This is a genomic window from Streptomyces yatensis (assembly GCF_018069625.1).
Classification (GTDB): domain Bacteria; phylum Actinomycetota; class Actinomycetes; order Streptomycetales; family Streptomycetaceae; genus Streptomyces; species Streptomyces yatensis.
The window spans coordinates 1,148,772-1,163,122 of record NZ_CP072941.1; the positions used below are offsets into that span (position 1 = coordinate 1,148,772).

At 74.3% G+C, this 14,351-nt stretch carries 9 protein-coding genes; 3 read left to right on the forward strand and 6 right to left on the reverse strand.

Annotated elements, in window-relative coordinates; all coding sequences use genetic code 11:
* Nucleotides 1–5: 5 nt before the first annotated feature.
* Together J8403_RS04120 and J8403_RS04125 are read right to left on the reverse strand one after the other, a co-directional pair.
* Nucleotides 6–2,657: an ATP-dependent Clp protease ATP-binding subunit gene (locus J8403_RS04120; RefSeq protein ID WP_211121912.1), complete on the reverse strand. Its 2,652-nt coding sequence runs from the start codon at nucleotides 2,655–2,657 to the stop codon at nucleotides 6–8.
* Nucleotides 2,658–2,806: 149 nt separating this feature from the next.
* Entirely contained in the window at nucleotides 2,807–3,916 is a 1,110-nt protein-coding gene (locus tag J8403_RS04125) for a PP2C family protein-serine/threonine phosphatase (protein WP_211128066.1), read from the reverse strand.
* Between the two features lie 123 nt (nucleotides 3,917–4,039).
* Between J8403_RS04125 and sigJ the strand changes: the two genes are divergently transcribed.
* Entirely contained in the window at nucleotides 4,040–4,912 is an 873-nt protein-coding gene (sigJ, locus tag J8403_RS04130; RefSeq protein ID WP_211121913.1) for an RNA polymerase sigma factor SigJ, read from the forward strand.
* A gap of 74 nt (nucleotides 4,913–4,986) precedes the next feature.
* Complete coding sequence (locus J8403_RS04135; RefSeq protein ID WP_211121914.1) at nucleotides 4,987–6,069, forward strand: NAD(P)/FAD-dependent oxidoreductase; 1,083 nt, start codon at nucleotides 4,987–4,989, stop codon at nucleotides 6,067–6,069.
* Nucleotides 6,070–6,138: 69 nt separating this feature from the next.
* Here J8403_RS04135 and J8403_RS04140 read toward each other — a convergent pair whose 3' ends face one another.
* The 4 genes from J8403_RS04140 to J8403_RS04155 form a co-directional block, all read right to left on the reverse strand.
* Nucleotides 6,139–7,599 (reverse strand): aldehyde dehydrogenase family protein, encoded by a 1,461-nt coding sequence (locus J8403_RS04140; protein WP_211121915.1) that lies wholly within the window; start codon nucleotides 7,597–7,599, stop codon nucleotides 6,139–6,141.
* Between the two features lie 75 nt (nucleotides 7,600–7,674).
* On the reverse strand, nucleotides 7,675–9,447 hold the full coding sequence (locus J8403_RS04145; RefSeq protein ID WP_211128067.1) for an ABC transporter permease subunit: 1,773 nt from the start codon (nucleotides 9,445–9,447) through the stop codon (nucleotides 7,675–7,677).
* 185 nt (nucleotides 9,448–9,632) lie between these two features.
* Nucleotides 9,633–11,219, reverse strand: a complete 1,587-nt coding sequence (locus tag J8403_RS04150; RefSeq protein WP_211121916.1) for an ABC transporter substrate-binding protein — start codon at nucleotides 11,217–11,219, stop codon at nucleotides 9,633–9,635.
* 72 nt (nucleotides 11,220–11,291) lie between these two features.
* Nucleotides 11,292–11,777, reverse strand: a complete 486-nt coding sequence (locus J8403_RS04155) for a GNAT family N-acetyltransferase (RefSeq protein WP_425519881.1) — start codon at nucleotides 11,775–11,777, stop codon at nucleotides 11,292–11,294.
* A gap of 133 nt (nucleotides 11,778–11,910) precedes the next feature.
* Here J8403_RS04155 and J8403_RS04160 point away from each other — a divergent pair, with 133 nt between their 5' ends.
* On the forward strand, nucleotides 11,911–14,325 hold the full coding sequence (locus J8403_RS04160; protein WP_246585683.1) for a tetratricopeptide repeat protein: 2,415 nt from the start codon (nucleotides 11,911–11,913) through the stop codon (nucleotides 14,323–14,325).
* Nucleotides 14,326–14,351 lie beyond the last annotated feature (26 nt).

Sequence of the window (14,351 nt, forward strand, 5' to 3'; positions counted from 1 at the left end):
TGGCGCTACCGCTCGGGCTGATCCGGCCCGCCCGGCTCGTCCGGCTGCTCCGCCTGGTCCCGCGGCTCCTCCGCCTGACCGGGCGGGCCGGGCTGCCCCGTCCGCGCTCCCTCCTGTGTGTGGAAGGCCAGCCTGTCGTTCTCCACATCGACCCGGACATGGCTGTGGGCCGGCAGCGTGCCGCCGAGCAGCATCCGGGAGAGCGGATTGTCGACCTCGCGCTGGATGGTGCGGCGCAGCGGCCGGGCGCCGTACTCCGGCTGATGTCCGTGCCGGGCCAGCCACTCGACGGCGGGCGGGGTGAACTCCACGCTGACGTCCTGGGCGTGCAGCCGGCGCCGGGTCTCCTCCAGCAGCACATCGGCGATCTGCCGGAGCTGGTCGTCGGCGAGCCGCCGGAAGATGACGACCTCGTCGATGCGGTTGAGGAACTCCGGCCGGAAGTGCTCGCGCAGCGGGCGCAGCACCCGCTCCCGGCGCGCCGCCTCGTCGGCCTCGTCGCCACCGCCGCCGAAGCCCAGGGGGCCACCGCGTCCGGTGATGGCTTCCGAGCCGAGGTTGCTGGTCATCACGATGACGGTGTTCTTGAAGTCGATGGTGCGGCCCTGGGCGTCCGTCAGCCTGCCGTCCTCGAGCACCTGGAGCAGGATGTTGAAGACATCGGGGTGGCCCTTCTCCACCTCGTCCAGGAGCAGCAGGGAGTAGGGCTGGCGGCGCACGGCCTCGGTGAGCTGCCCGGCCTCCTCGTGCCCGACGTATCCGGGGGGCGCCCCGACCAGCCGGCTGACGGTGTGCTTCTCCTGGTACTCGCTCATGTCGAGGCGGACCATGCGGTCCTCGCTGCCGAAGAGCGCCTCGGCCAGGGCGCGGGCCAGTTCGGTCTTGCCGACGCCGGTGGGGCCGAGGAAGAGGAAGCTGCCGCTCGGGCGGTTGGGGTCGGCGAGTCCGGCGCGGGCGCGCAGGACCGCGTCGGCCACGGCGGCCACCGCCTCCTCCTGCCCGACGACCCGCCGATGGAGGTGTTCCTCCAGGCCCAGCAGGCGCTGGCGCTCCTCCTGGGTGAGGCTGGCGACGGGGATCCCGGTCTGCCGGGAGACGATTTCGGCGATGTCCTCGACGGTCACCTCGGCGACGCGCCCGCCGTGGTACTGCGTACCCGATGCCTCCGCGATCCGGGTGTTGAGTTCGGCGATGCGGTCCCGCAGGGAGGTGGCGTGTTCGTAGCTCTCGGACGCGACGGCCTGGTCCTTGTCCCGGGTGAGCTGCTCGACCTCGCGCTCCAGGGCGCGCAGATCGGTGCCGCGGCCGCTGGAGCGCAGCCGGACCCGGGCCCCGGCCTGGTCCATGAGGTCGATGGCCTTGTCGGGCAGGAAACGGTCGGTCAGATAGCGGTCGGAGAGCTCGACGGCGGCGAGCAGCGCCTCGTCGGTGTAGCGGACCTGGTGATGGGCCTCGTAGCGGTCCCGGAGGCCGTGCAGGATGGCGACGGCGTCCGCGGGGGTGGGCTCGGGGACCATGATGGGCTGGAAGCGGCGGGCGAGCGCGGCGTCCTTCTCGATGTACTGGCGGTACTCCCGGAGCGTGGTCGCGCCCATCACATGCAGTTCACCGCGGGCCAGCGCGGGCTTGAGGAGGTTGCTCGCGTCCATCTGGCCGCCCTCGGAGCCACCGCCGCCGGCGCCGACGACCGTGTGCAGCTCATCGATGAAGATGATCAACTCGTCGGTGTTGGCGCGGATCTCGTCGACGATGCCGGTGACCCGCTGCTCGAAGTCGCCGCGGAAGCGGGTGCCGGCCACGACGCTCGCGATGTCGAGCTGGACGACCCGGCGGCCGAGCAGGATGTCCGGCACATCGGCGTCGGTGATCCGCTGGGCGAGCCCTTCGACGACGGCCGTCTTGCCGACTCCGGCTTCGCCGATGAGGACGGGGTTGTTCTTGCCGCGCCGGGCGAGCACCTCGATGCTCTGCTCGATCTCCTCATCGCGGCCGATCACCGGGTCGATCCGCCCCTCGCGGGCCAGTTCGGTCAGATCACGGCCGAACCGGTCGAGGTTCGGGGTCTTCCGCTGGTCCACGACGGGCCGCTGGTCGGTGGTGGGGGCGCTGGGCGTGAGGCCACCGGTCTGGGGCGGCCCGGGGGCCCGGGGTTCGAAGCGGGCGGCGTTGAGGATCTGCCCGGCGGTGGACTCGCGATTGGCGGCGAGCGCGATCAGTACGTGTTCGGGGCCGATGTACGAGGAGCCGCGCGAGCGGGCTATCTCATGGGCGTCGAGCAACGCCCGCTTGACGGCCGGGGTGACGGCGACCGAGTTGCGCGGCGGGCCGCCTCCCGCCTCCCGGTCGATGTCCGCGGCGATCCGGTCGGGGTCGGCTCCGGCGCGCGAGACCATGGTCCGGGTGGGCTCGGAGGAGAGCGCGGCCCGCAGCAGATGCTCGGTGTCGAGGTCGGTGCTGCCGTGTTCGGCGGCGTAGGACGCCGCGGCCGAGACGAGATGCCGCGCGTTCTCACTCATCAGCCGGCCGAAGTCGACATGGCGTGAATCGGGGCGCTGCCCGGCCGGCCCGGTCCCGAGGAAGCGTGCGAGGAAGTCGCCGAGTGGATCCGGCCCGAAGTCCTCGGGGCCCTGGTTCGGGCCCTCATTCCCGCTGCCCATGTGACCAGTTTAAGGGCGATTGATACCGATGTCCGTTCGTGGGCGGTTCCGCGGGCGGCGGGCATCGGGGAGCCGGGCTCCGCCCCAGCTCGCCGCCCGGGCCGCCCCAGCTCGCCGCCCGGGCCGCCTCGGCTCGCCGCCCGGTGGCGTCAGCGATCCGCTCCGTGGCGTTCGAGGACGACCAGGGCCGCGTCATCGCTCTGGTGGCCGCCCGTGTGGCAGATCAGATCGCGGTGCACCCGGTCGACGAGGTGCTGGGGGCCGGCGCCGTTCCACCCCGGGAGCCGTTCGGTGAGCGGGTAGAAGGTGCCCTCGCTGTTCCGCGCCTCGATGACCCCGTCGGTGTAGAGCAGCAGCTGATCGCCCTCTTCGAAGGGGAAGACCTCGCTGTGGTACCGGTCGGCCACCAGATGGCCGAGGCCCAGCGGCAGTGCGGGCGCATGGCCCTCCAGCGTCTTCACGCCCGAGTCGCGCAGCGCGATCGGCGGCGGATGTCCGCAGTTGACGAGGCGGACCACCGGCTGGTCGTCGGGGATCTCCAGCACGGCGGCGGTGACGAACGACTCCCCCGCCCCGGGCGCCTTGTCGGGGGGTTCGGTCCGCTCGGCGGACAGGGCGGTGTCCAAGTGGGCCGCCAGATCGGTCAGGGGTACGGGCCAGTGGGCCATCGCACGGAAGGCGCCGAGCACCAGGGAGGCGTCCGCGACGGCGGTCAGCCCGCTGCCCCGGACATCGCCGATGATCAGGCGGGTGGTGTTCGAGGTGCGCGCCGCCGCGTACAGATCGCCGCCGATCTCCGCCCCCGGCTCGGCCGCGAGGTAGACCGAGGCGATCAGCAGCGGGCCGACCCGGACGGGAAGCGGGCGCAGCAGGACCCGCTGCGCCACATCGGCCACCGCCCGCACCCGGTTCAGCTCGCGCATGTGCCGGTCGAGGACCGCGCGGAACAGCACGATCATCGCCGAGACCAGGGCCAGGGTGATCACCTCGGTCAGGCGGCCGGGGTGGCCGAGGAAGCCCTCATAGGCGTTCGCCACGACCTGGGCGCCGACGGCCAGGAGCCCGACACACGCGGTGAGCAGGGGGCCGGCGAAGGAGGCGGTCATGGCGGGGGCCGCGATCAGCAGCGGGCTGAGCCTCACGTTCGCCGGGGCCAGCACATCGCCGAGCGTGATCAGCCCGATGACCAGCAGGGGGATCACGACCAAGACGCGGGTACGCCACCTCGGCCGGCGCAGATCCGAATGACCCTGCCACATATGCACATCTACTGCTTACGCCTGCCCTTGCCCCCGCGCCAGCCCCGCCCGGCCCGGGAGGCGGCTGTCACACTTCCGGCCGCCGTCTCGTCCTCCCTCCTGGGCCGACGAGAGGATCAGGACATGGCAGAGCTGACCGACTTCGAACAGCAGCGCGACCGGCTGTGGGCCGTCGCCTATCGCATCACCGGCTCGGTCGCCGACGCCGATGACGCGGTGCAGGAGACCTGGCTGCGCTGGCAGGCGCTGCCCGCGGACGAGGTCGCCGACCCGCGCGCGTATCTCACCACCGTCATCAGCCGGATCTGCTACGACCTGCTGGGTTCCGCGCGGGTGCGGCGCGAGGCGTACGTCGGTCCCTGGCTGCCCGAGCCGGTGGTGGCGGCCGGCGGTCCGGAGGACCGGGTGACGCTCGACGAATCGGTGGGGCTGGCGCTGCTGACCGTACTGGAGCGGCTGACCCCGGCGGAGCGGACCGCCTTCATCCTGCACGATGTCTTCTCGGTGCCGTTCCCCGAGATCGCCGAGGTCGTGGGCCGTAGTCCGGATTCCGTACGGCAGCTGGCCTCGCGGGCGCGCAAGCGGGTTCGGGAGGAGGCGCCGCGGCGCTCGGTGGACCGCGCGGAGCACCGGCGGGCCGTGGACGCGTTTCTCCAGGCGGTCCTGGGCGGTGGCATGGAGGGGCTGCTGGAGATCCTGGATCCGGAGGTCGTCTGGCGTTCGGACGGTGGCGGCAAGGTGGCGGCGGCCCGGGTCCCGGTGGTGGGCAACGAGAAGGTGGCCCGCTTCGCCCAGGGGCTCGCCCGGGGCTTCGACCCGGCCACGATGGTGGTGCACCGTTGCGCGGTCAACGACGCTCCGGGCCTGGTCATCGCCGACCGCACCGGCGACCAGGCCGTGGTCTTCGCCTTCTCCGTGCACCAGGGTCTGATCACCGAGATCGACGTGGTCGTCAACCCCGACAAGCTCCGCCACCTCGACCTGCCGAACCTGTGACCGGCATCACCGTCACATCTCGGGCCGCCATGTCGTCCTCCTCGTGAACACCACCCGAGGAGGAGGCCGCCGGTATGGAGAAGCAGCAGGTCCTGGTAGTCGGCGCGGGCTATGCGGGGCTGATGGCCGCCCTGCGGCTGGCCCCGCACACCCGCGTCACCCTGGTCGATCCGAGCCCCGCTTTCACCGAACGCGTCCGGCTGCACGAGCGGGCCGCCGGACGGCCCGACATCACGCATCCGCTCGACGCGCTGACACGGCGGGCCGGCATCGCCCACGTGGCCGCCCGCGCCACCCGGATCGACCCGGCCGCCCGGCAGGTCACCACCGACGACGGCCGGGAGCTGCCGTACGACCGGCTGGTGTACGCGCTCGGCAGCCGCACCCCCGACCCCGGTGAGCGCGCCTACACCCCGGAGACGGCGGCCGAACTGCACAAGCGGCTGCTGGACGGCCCGGGCGAGCTGACGGTGGTCGGCGGGGGACTCACCGGCATCGAGCTCGCGGCCGAGATCGCCGAGTCCCAGCACGCCTGGAAGGTCCGGCTGATCACGGGCGACGAGGTCGGCACGGGGCTGTCGGCGAAGGGCCGCGCCCATGTCCGTTCCACGCTCACCGGGCTCGGTGTCCGGATCGAGGAGGGCCGCCGGGTGGCGGGCCCCGAGGACATCGACACCGACGCGGTGGTGTGGGCCACCGCGATGACCGCGAACACCGCCCTGGCCGAGGCCGCCGGGATCACCCTCGATCCCAGCGGCGGCATCAGCGTCGACGGCACCCTGCGCTCGGTGTCCCATCCGGAGATCTACGCGGTGGGCGACGCCGCGGCCATGACCACCCCGGCCGCCGGTCACCTGCGCATGGCCTGTGCCACCGCGCTCCCGGCCGGTTCGCACGCCGCCTCCTCGATCATCGCCGAGACGCGGGGACGGCAGCCGGAGCCGCTGCGCTTCCGCTTCGTGGTGCAGTGCGTGAGCCTGGGCCGCCGGGACGGGCTGATCCAGTTGGTGCGGGCGGACGACTCCCCGCGCGAGCGGGTGCTGCGCGGCGGCCTGGCCGCACGCACCAAGGAACGGGTCGTGCGCTCCACGGTCAGCATGCTGCGGATGGCGGCGTGCCGCCCGGGGGCCGTGCCCCTCATCCCCGGGATGAGCTGAGTCCCCGGGATGAGCCGCGTCCCGGGGACGGGCTGAGTCCCCGGGACGGGCCGAGGAGCCGCACCGCCGCTAGAAGGGGTAGTGCGCGTGCTGGGTGGCGAGGGTGATCCACCGGGTGTCGCTGAACGCCTCGATGCCCCAACGGCCACCGAACCGCCCGTACCCCGAGTGCTTGATGCCACCGAACGGGGCCTGTGGCTCGTCCGCCACCGACTGGTCGTTGATGTGCACGATGCCGGTCCGGATACGGCGGGCGACCTTGAGCCCATGGGTCCCGTTCTCGGTGATGATGCCGCAGGTCAGGCCGTGGTCGGTGGCGTTGGCCAGGGCCACGGCCCGATCGTCGTCGGCGAAGGTGTCGACCACGCACACGGGCCCGAACGCCTCGGTGCGGTGGATGTCCATGTCCGGAGTGACACCGGTCAGCACCGTCGCCGGGTGGACCGCGCCCACCGGTTCGCCACCGCCGGTCAGCACCGTGGCGCCCTTGTCCACCGCGTCCTTCACCAGGGCCGCCACCCGGCGCGCCGAGGCGGCCGCGACCAGCGGGCCGACCACGGTGGACGGGTCGGCCGGGTCGCCGCACGGCAGGGCGGCCACCTTGGCGGTGAACTTCGCGGTGAACTCCTCGGCGAGGCTCTCGTGGACGAGTATCCGGTCGCCCGACATGCAGATCTGACCGGAGTTCATGAACACGCCGAAGGTGGCGGCGTTCACCGCGTGGTCCACATCGGCGTCGTCCAGGACGATGATGGCGTTCTTGCCACCGAGCTCCAGCACGGCGGGCTTGAGGTGCTGCGCGGCCAGTGAGCCGATGGTCCTGCCGACTGAGGTGGAGCCGGTGAAGTTGACGATGCGTACGCGCGGATCGGCGATGAGGGCCTCGGCCACCTCGGCGGCGTCCTCACGGGCGTTGGTGACCACATTGAGCACCCCGTCGGGCAGCCCGGCGTCGCGCAGCACATCGGCGACGAAGAGCCCGCAGGCGAGCGGCGCGTCCTCGCTGGGCTTCATCACCACCGTATTGCCTGCCGCCAGGGGCGCCGCGACGGAGCGGACCCCGAGGATGACCGGCGCGTTCCAGGGGGCGAAGGCCGCGACCACACCGGCCGGTTCGCGGACGGCGAGACCGAGCGCGCCCGCCTCCTGGGCGCTGAGCACCTCACCGCGCGGGGCGGTGATCGCGGCGGCGGCCTCGCGGAGGATGTTCGCGGCCAGACCCACGTTGAAGTGCGCCCAGGGCGCGGTGCCTCCGGCCTCCTGGGCCAGGATCTCGGCGGCCCGGTCGGCGCGCGACTCCAGCAGGTCCGCCGCGGTCAGGAAGATCCTACGGCGCTCGAACGGGGCCAGCTCCGCCCAGGCCGGGAAGGCGGCGTCGGCGGCGGCCACCGCATGCGCCACATCCTCGGCCCCGGCGGCCGCGACGGTGGCGAACACCTCACCGGTGTAGGGGTTGAGGTCCTCGGCGGTGCGCCCCGAGGCGGCCGGGGTGTCCTTGCCGTCGATCAACAGGTCGCGGTGAAGGGTCATATCGAGTGTCCTTTGCGGTCCCTCGCCCCAAGGGCGTGTTCGCGGAATGAACTTCAGTTCACCATGGCGGGAACGTCAGTCTCCGCCGCGCCCCGGGCCGTCGTCAATGCGCAGACGCCGACGGGGCCACCGCACCCCACCGGACGCCGTCACCGCCAGGACGCCCAGGAGGGCCAGTGCGGCGGCGGGGGCGAGGACCGTCCACGGGGCGCGCTCGGCGTAGGGGTGGTTCTCGGCCAGCAGCCGTCCCCACTCCGGGGACGGTGGCTGCGCGCCCAGGCCGAGGAAGCCCAGTGCGGCCAGGGCGAGCGCCGCGGCCGGCAGGCGCAGCAGGGCGTGCCGGACGACCGGAGGCAGGACCGCGGGCAGGATGTGGCGGCGCAGCAGATGGCGGCGGGAGGCGCCCAGTGCGCGGGTGGCGGCGAGATGTGTGGCGGCGCGCTGCTGCCGCAGCAGGGCGGAGGTGTGCGCGGCCAGCGGCGCCCAGGCGACGGCGGCCACGGCGAGCGCGGGGGTGTACGGGCCGCGGCCGGCCGCTCCGGCCACCAGGAGCCCGGCGAGCACGGGCGGCATCGCGTTCACGGTCTCGACGAGTCCGCCGGACAGCCGGGGCACCAGGCCGAGCAGCACCCCCGCCACCAGCGCGGCGGCGCTCACCGCCACCGCGAGCGCGAGCGTGGACAGCGCGCCGTGCCCCACCCGGGCCAGCAGATCACGGCCCAGCGCGTCGGTGCCGAACGGATGCGCCCAGGACGGGGAGGTGAGCCGGGCGGCGGTGTCCACGGCCAGCGGGTCCCGGAGGGCGCCGAGCACCACCACGGCGAGCAGGAGCGCGCCGTAGAGCAGCGGAAAGGATCGGGCGGACGGCGCGGAAGGCCGGTGGAACGAGGGCAGCGCGCCGTCGCGCAGCGCGGGCCCGAGCAGCAGCCGGGCCATGAGATGGGCGAGACCTCCGGCGGCGGCCGCGAGCAGGACGAGGACGAGGGTGCCCGCCTGAAGCATCGGCAGGTCCTGGGCGATGGCCGCCTGCAGGGTGAGCCGGCCGAGCCCGGGGATGTCGAAGACCTGCTCGACGGCGACCGCCCCGCCGGTGAGCCCGACCACGAACAGCCCGATGTTCGGCAGCACTCCGGGCACGGCACGCCGCAGCGCGTGGCGGGCGATCCGCCGGGCGGGCAGCCCGCGTGCGGCGGCGGCCCGGGCCCAGGGCTCCGCGAACGCGCCGGGCAGGGCGTCATCCAGGACCCGGCCCAGCAGGGCACCCGCGGGCAGGCCGAGGGCGAGCGAGGGCAGCACCATCCACCGCGGCCCGTACCAGCCGACCGCGGGCAGCCAGCCGAACCGCACCCCGACCACGGCGGCCAGCACGGACGCCAGCAGGAACTCCGGCAGCGCCGCGATCAGCGCGCCCCCGCTTCCCGCACCGGCCCCGCGCCGGGCGGCCCGCCGCCGCGGCCCGAGCCACAGCGTGCGCCCGCACACCGCGCCCGCGGTGACCGCCGCGACCACCAGCGCCCCGCCCATGAGCAGCAGCGAGACGCCGAGCGCCTCGGCGACCGAGGGGGTCACGGCCGTCCCCGAGATCCAGGACCGGCCCGCGTCGCCGTGGGGCAGTCCGCCGAGCCACCGGCCGAGCAGCGTCAACGGCCCGGTGTCGAGCCCGAGTTGGGAGCGCACTGACTCCAGGAGCTCGGGGCTGGGCTCGCGGTCGGCCTCGCGCGCCTTGAGCACGGTACGGGCGGGGTCGGTGCGGGACAGCCAGGGCAGCAGCCCGATGCCGCACAGCAGCGCCCCCGCGAGCGCGAGGCGCCACAGCGCGCTCAGGCCGGTGGACCGCGCCCCGCTCAGGCCGGTGGACCGACCGGCGCTCAGACGGGTGAACCGCACCGCGCTCGGCCCGTTGTTCCGCCCGGCGCCCGCCCGGGTGGACCGCCCGCCCGCGCTCGGTCCGGTCGACCGCCCGCCCGCACTCCGCCCGGTCGACTGCCCGCCCGTGCTCGGCTCGGTGGACCGAGCCCCGGTCCGCGCGCCGCTCAACGCCGCGTACCGGTGCCGACGAGCGTGCGCTCGTACGGATCGAGGATCACACCCCGCACCGAGGCGCCGACGCCGTGGATGATCCGCTGATGGACCAGCGGGACGACCCCGTCCGTGCGCAGCACCGCGGTCTGTGCGGCCAGGGCGGCGCGATGGCGCGCCGCGTCGTCGGCGCGGGACCCGGCCTCGGCGACCGCGCGGTCCACCGCCTTGTCGCACACCCGGGCCAGGTTGTAGCCACCGTCGCAGGTGAAGTCGTCGGCGAGATAGGAGACCGGGTCGCCGGTGTCGAGCATGGTGTTACGGGCGGCCACCACGGCGTCGAACTTCCCGGCCAGGGCGTCGCCTTCGAGCCGGGAGTACTCCCGCACCTCCAGCTTTACGCCGAACCCGGCCTTGCGCAGCTGCTGTTGCAGCACCTGGGCGACCTCGGGCAGCTCGGGCCGGTTGTCGTAGGTGGCGAGGGTGAGCGCGGTGTTCCGGGCGCGCTCGGCGGCGGGGCGGCCGGACGGCCGGGGGCGCTCGCCCGCGGCCCAGGTGAGGGCCGGGCCGAACAGGCCGCGGCCGGTGTCCGCATGACCCTCGTAGACGTCCTCGGCGAGGGCGGAGGCGTCGACGGCCTCGCGGGCGGCGGCGCGGACGGCGGGGTCGGCGAACGGGCCGGAGCGGGTGTTGAGGAAGAGGGCGGTGGTGCGGGCGGTGGGCACCTCGCGGACGGTCGGCCGATCGAGGGTGGCCGCCTGGGAGACCGGGACGGCCTCGGCTATGTCCACCTCGCCGCTGCGCAGTGCGTTGGTGCGGGCCGTGCCGTCGGCGATGAAGCGGACGTCGAGGCCGGAGGCGTGGGCGAGGCCGCCCCAGTAGTCGTCGAAGCGGTGGAGGGTGGCGCGGGTGGCGCCGCTCGCCCTGGCCAGGGTGAAGGGACCGGTGGCGGTGCCGGCCGGATCGACCGCCGCTTTCCCGTCCGCCGTGTCCGAACGCGCCTCCGCCGCACCGGACGTATCCGTGCCGGACGTAGCCGTGCCGGACGTAGCCGTACCGGCCTTCGTGCGGTACGCCTTGGGCGCGAGGATGGCCAGACCCGGGCTGGACAGTCGCAGGGGCAGGGCGGAGTCGGCGGTGGCGGTGCTCACCCGGACCCGCCGCTCCCCCACCGCCTCGGCGGTGAGCCGGACCCCGGTGAGCGCGGCGGGCGCGGGATCGGCGTGGGTGGCATGGGTGAGGGCGCCCGCCACCGCCGCCGGGGTGACCTCGGTGCCGTCCTGGAACCGCGCCTCGCGCAGGGTGAACACCCAGCCGCCGCCGCTCTCCCGGGTCCAGGACTCGGCGAGGGCGGGCACCGCGCCGCCGTTGCCGTCCAGCCGGGTCAGCCCCTCGGTGACCCCGAGCCGGCTGAGCAAGGTGGCGTCGGCACCGTACGGGGAGAAGCGCTCGGCGGGCGGGAAGGCCATCGCGACGCGCAGGCGTCCGCCACCCGCACCGGCCCCGGCGTCGTACGGCGAACCGTCGCGGGCCGCGAAACAGCCGGCGAGCAGCGGGACGAGCGGCAGCGCGGCGGCCCACCGGCGGCGGACAGAGTGCATGGGCGTGGTTCTCCAGGGGCGGCGCGGGGACGGCGAAACACGATCGCTAGATGATAATCATTTCCATAACGGTCATGGCACCCCGGGCCCCATCGGGACCTCGAAGTGGATGATCCCCTGACCGCCCCCGGGTGCCTCCCGCTCATCGCAGACGACCTTCCCCAGCGACCGCCAGAACGGCTCGGCGCCCACCACCGCCGGATCGGTGTGCAGATAGACCGCGCGATAGCCACCGTCCGCCACGGCGAAGTCCAGCAGCGCGCGCACCAGCCGCCGGGCCAGCCCGTTGCGCCGGTGCTCGGCCCGCACATAGACCCGGCGGAGCTGGGCGGTCTCCCCCGAGGGGTACCGGGCGGCCAGCCACGCCGGGTTGGGCGGATGGGCCGGGCCCCGGGAGTCGAGCGCGGCGGTCGCCACGACCGCCCCGTCGCTCTCGTCCACCGCCACCAGCAGGGTGTGGCGCGCGCCGTCCAGATACGCGGCGGCGGGATCGATGATGTCGGCGTGCCAGCGCGGCACATAGCCGGTTTTGAAGTCGCGGTAGACGGTGTCGAGCATCACGCTGCGGACGGCGTCGAGGTCATCGGGGGTCGCGGTTCTGATGCGGTAGCTGGGCACCTGCGCATCGTACGCAATAAGCCTGCGCGCCGATCGTACTGGCAGACTGGTCGCAGACCGGAGGAGGGGGCCGATGGGGCGGGGACGGCCGTCGATGCAGGAGCTGATCCAGCGGCGCAGGAACGCCGGATTCGTGGGGCGGCAAAGGGAACTGCACGCGTTCCGGGACAACTTCGGGCTGCCGCCGGAGGACGGGCGGCATCGCTTTGTCTTCCATGTGCACGGCCACGCGGGTGTGGGCAAGACCTGGCTGATGCGCCGGCTGGAAGAGACCGCCCGCCGGGAGTACGGCGCGCTCACCGCCCGCGTCGACGAGGCGGCGGGCTCCGTCCCCGAGGCGATGGCCGCGATCAGCGAGCAATTCGCCCGCCAGGGAAGGGAGTTCACGGCCCTGGACCGGCGGCTCGCCACCTATCGGCAGCGCCGCCACGAGGCGGAGTCGGTACCGGCCGAGGGCGAGCGCACCGGGCCCAGCACCGGCAGCATGGTCGCCGCGCGCGCCGGGCTCACCGGCCTCGGCCTGGTGCCCGGTGTCGGGGCGCTGGCGGGCGCCGTCGATCCGGTGCCGCTCGCCGAGGGCACCGACCGGCTGCGGGCGGCGCTCAGCTCGCGGTTCCGCGACCACAAGGACGTCCAGCTGGTGCTGGACCCGGTGGAGACGCTGACCCCGCTGCTGGTCAGGGAGTTATCGGAGACGGCAGCGGCGGTGCCGTGGCTGGTGCTGTTCTTCGACACCTACGAGCGCCTCGGCCCGCTGCTCGACCCCTGGCTGCGCACCCTGCTCACCAGCGAACGCCTGGGCACCCTCCCCGCCAACACCGTGCTGGTGCTGGCCGGGCAGACCCGCCCGGACCCCGGCTGCTGGGGCGATCTGGCCGATGTGGTCGCGGAGCTGCCGCTGGAGCCGTTCACCGACGCGGAGGCCCGGCAGCTGCTCAGCGCCAAGGGGATCACCGACGAGCCGGTGGTGCGGGAGGTGCTGCGGCTCTCCGGCCGGCTGCCGGTGCTGGTGTCCACCCTCGCCGAGAACCCCGGAACCGGCGGCGATCTGGACGACCCCAGTGCCACCGCCGTCGACCGGTTCCTGAAGTGGGAGCGCGATCCGGTGCGCCGCTCCGCCGCCCTGGCGGGCGCGCTGCCCCGGCGGCTGAACGAGGACATCTTCAGGGCGGCGGTGGACGAGGACGGAGCCGAGCTGTTCGGCTGGCTGCGGTCGCTGCCGTTCATCGGCGACCGCAACGGGGCGGCCCGCTACCACGATGTGGTCCGCGCCCCGATGCTGCGGCTTCGGCGGACCACCTCACCACAGCGGTGGATCGCGGCGCACACCCGGCTGGCGGAGACCTTCGCCGGGTGGCGGGAGGCGGCCGCCGGGGGGCTCGACCCGCGCGACGGGTGGCGGCTGGCCGCCTGGAGCGGACCGCGTCTGGAGGAGTGGTACCACCTGCTGTGCGCACGGCCGTCGGCGGCGCTGCCCGGGGCGCTGCGGGACGGGATCGGCGCCTGCGACGCGGGCCCCGCGGTGGCCAGGCGCTGGGCGTCCACGCTGGTCGAGGCGGGCGAGGACGCCGACTCGGACGCGGTGCGCACCTGGGGGTGGCGTCTGGTGGAGGCGCTGGCGGACGAACGGCGGCGCGGTATCGAGGCGATGGGGTTGCTGCTGGCGCGGGCCGGGCTGGACGCCCCCGCCCGGGTCGCGGCACTCGTCGTACGGGGGTGGCACCGCCGGTCGGTCGAGGAGTTCGACGGGGCGCTGGAGGACTTCCGCCGGGCGCTCGAACTGGACCCCGGGCATGTACGCGCGCACTTCGGGCGGGCCGTGGTCCACCGGGCGACCGGGGACTTCACCGCGGCGATGGACGCGCTGGACGGCGTGGCGGCGCTGGAGCCGGGCTCGACCTGGGTTCAGCGGGAGCGCGGCGAGACCTGCCGCCGGGCGGGCCGGTACGAGGAGGCCCTGGCCCTCCTCGACCCGGTGGTGGCGGCCGATCCGGCGGACCATGTGGCCCTGGGCAGCCGCGGCCAGACCATGATGGCGCTCGGCCGGATCCAGGAGGCCCTGGCCGACTTCGACCGGGCCATCGAGTTGAACGGCGACTACACCTGGGCGCTGGTCCGGCGGGCCCGCGTACGCAGCACCCTGGGGGACGCGGCGGGAGCGCTGGACGACCTGGACCGGGCGGAGGCGCTGGAGCCGGCCATCGCCGGAACGCTGGGCGAGCGCGGCGATATCCACCGCTTCGCGGGGCGCTACGAGGAGGCCATCGCGGAGTACGACCGGGCGCTGGCCCTCGACCCGGGCTACGCCTGGGCCCTGGGGAGCCGCGCGATGGCCAACGAGGCCCTGGGCAGACGCGCGGAGGCGCTGGCGGATCTGGACCGTGCGGTGGCGCTGAATCCCGGCTACGCCTGGGCCGTGGCGCAGCGCGAGCGTTTGCTTCTCGGCGGGGATTCACCGGAGGGCGGGCGGAACGACGGACCGGGGTGACCTCCCGGCACCCGTGCTTCCGGCTC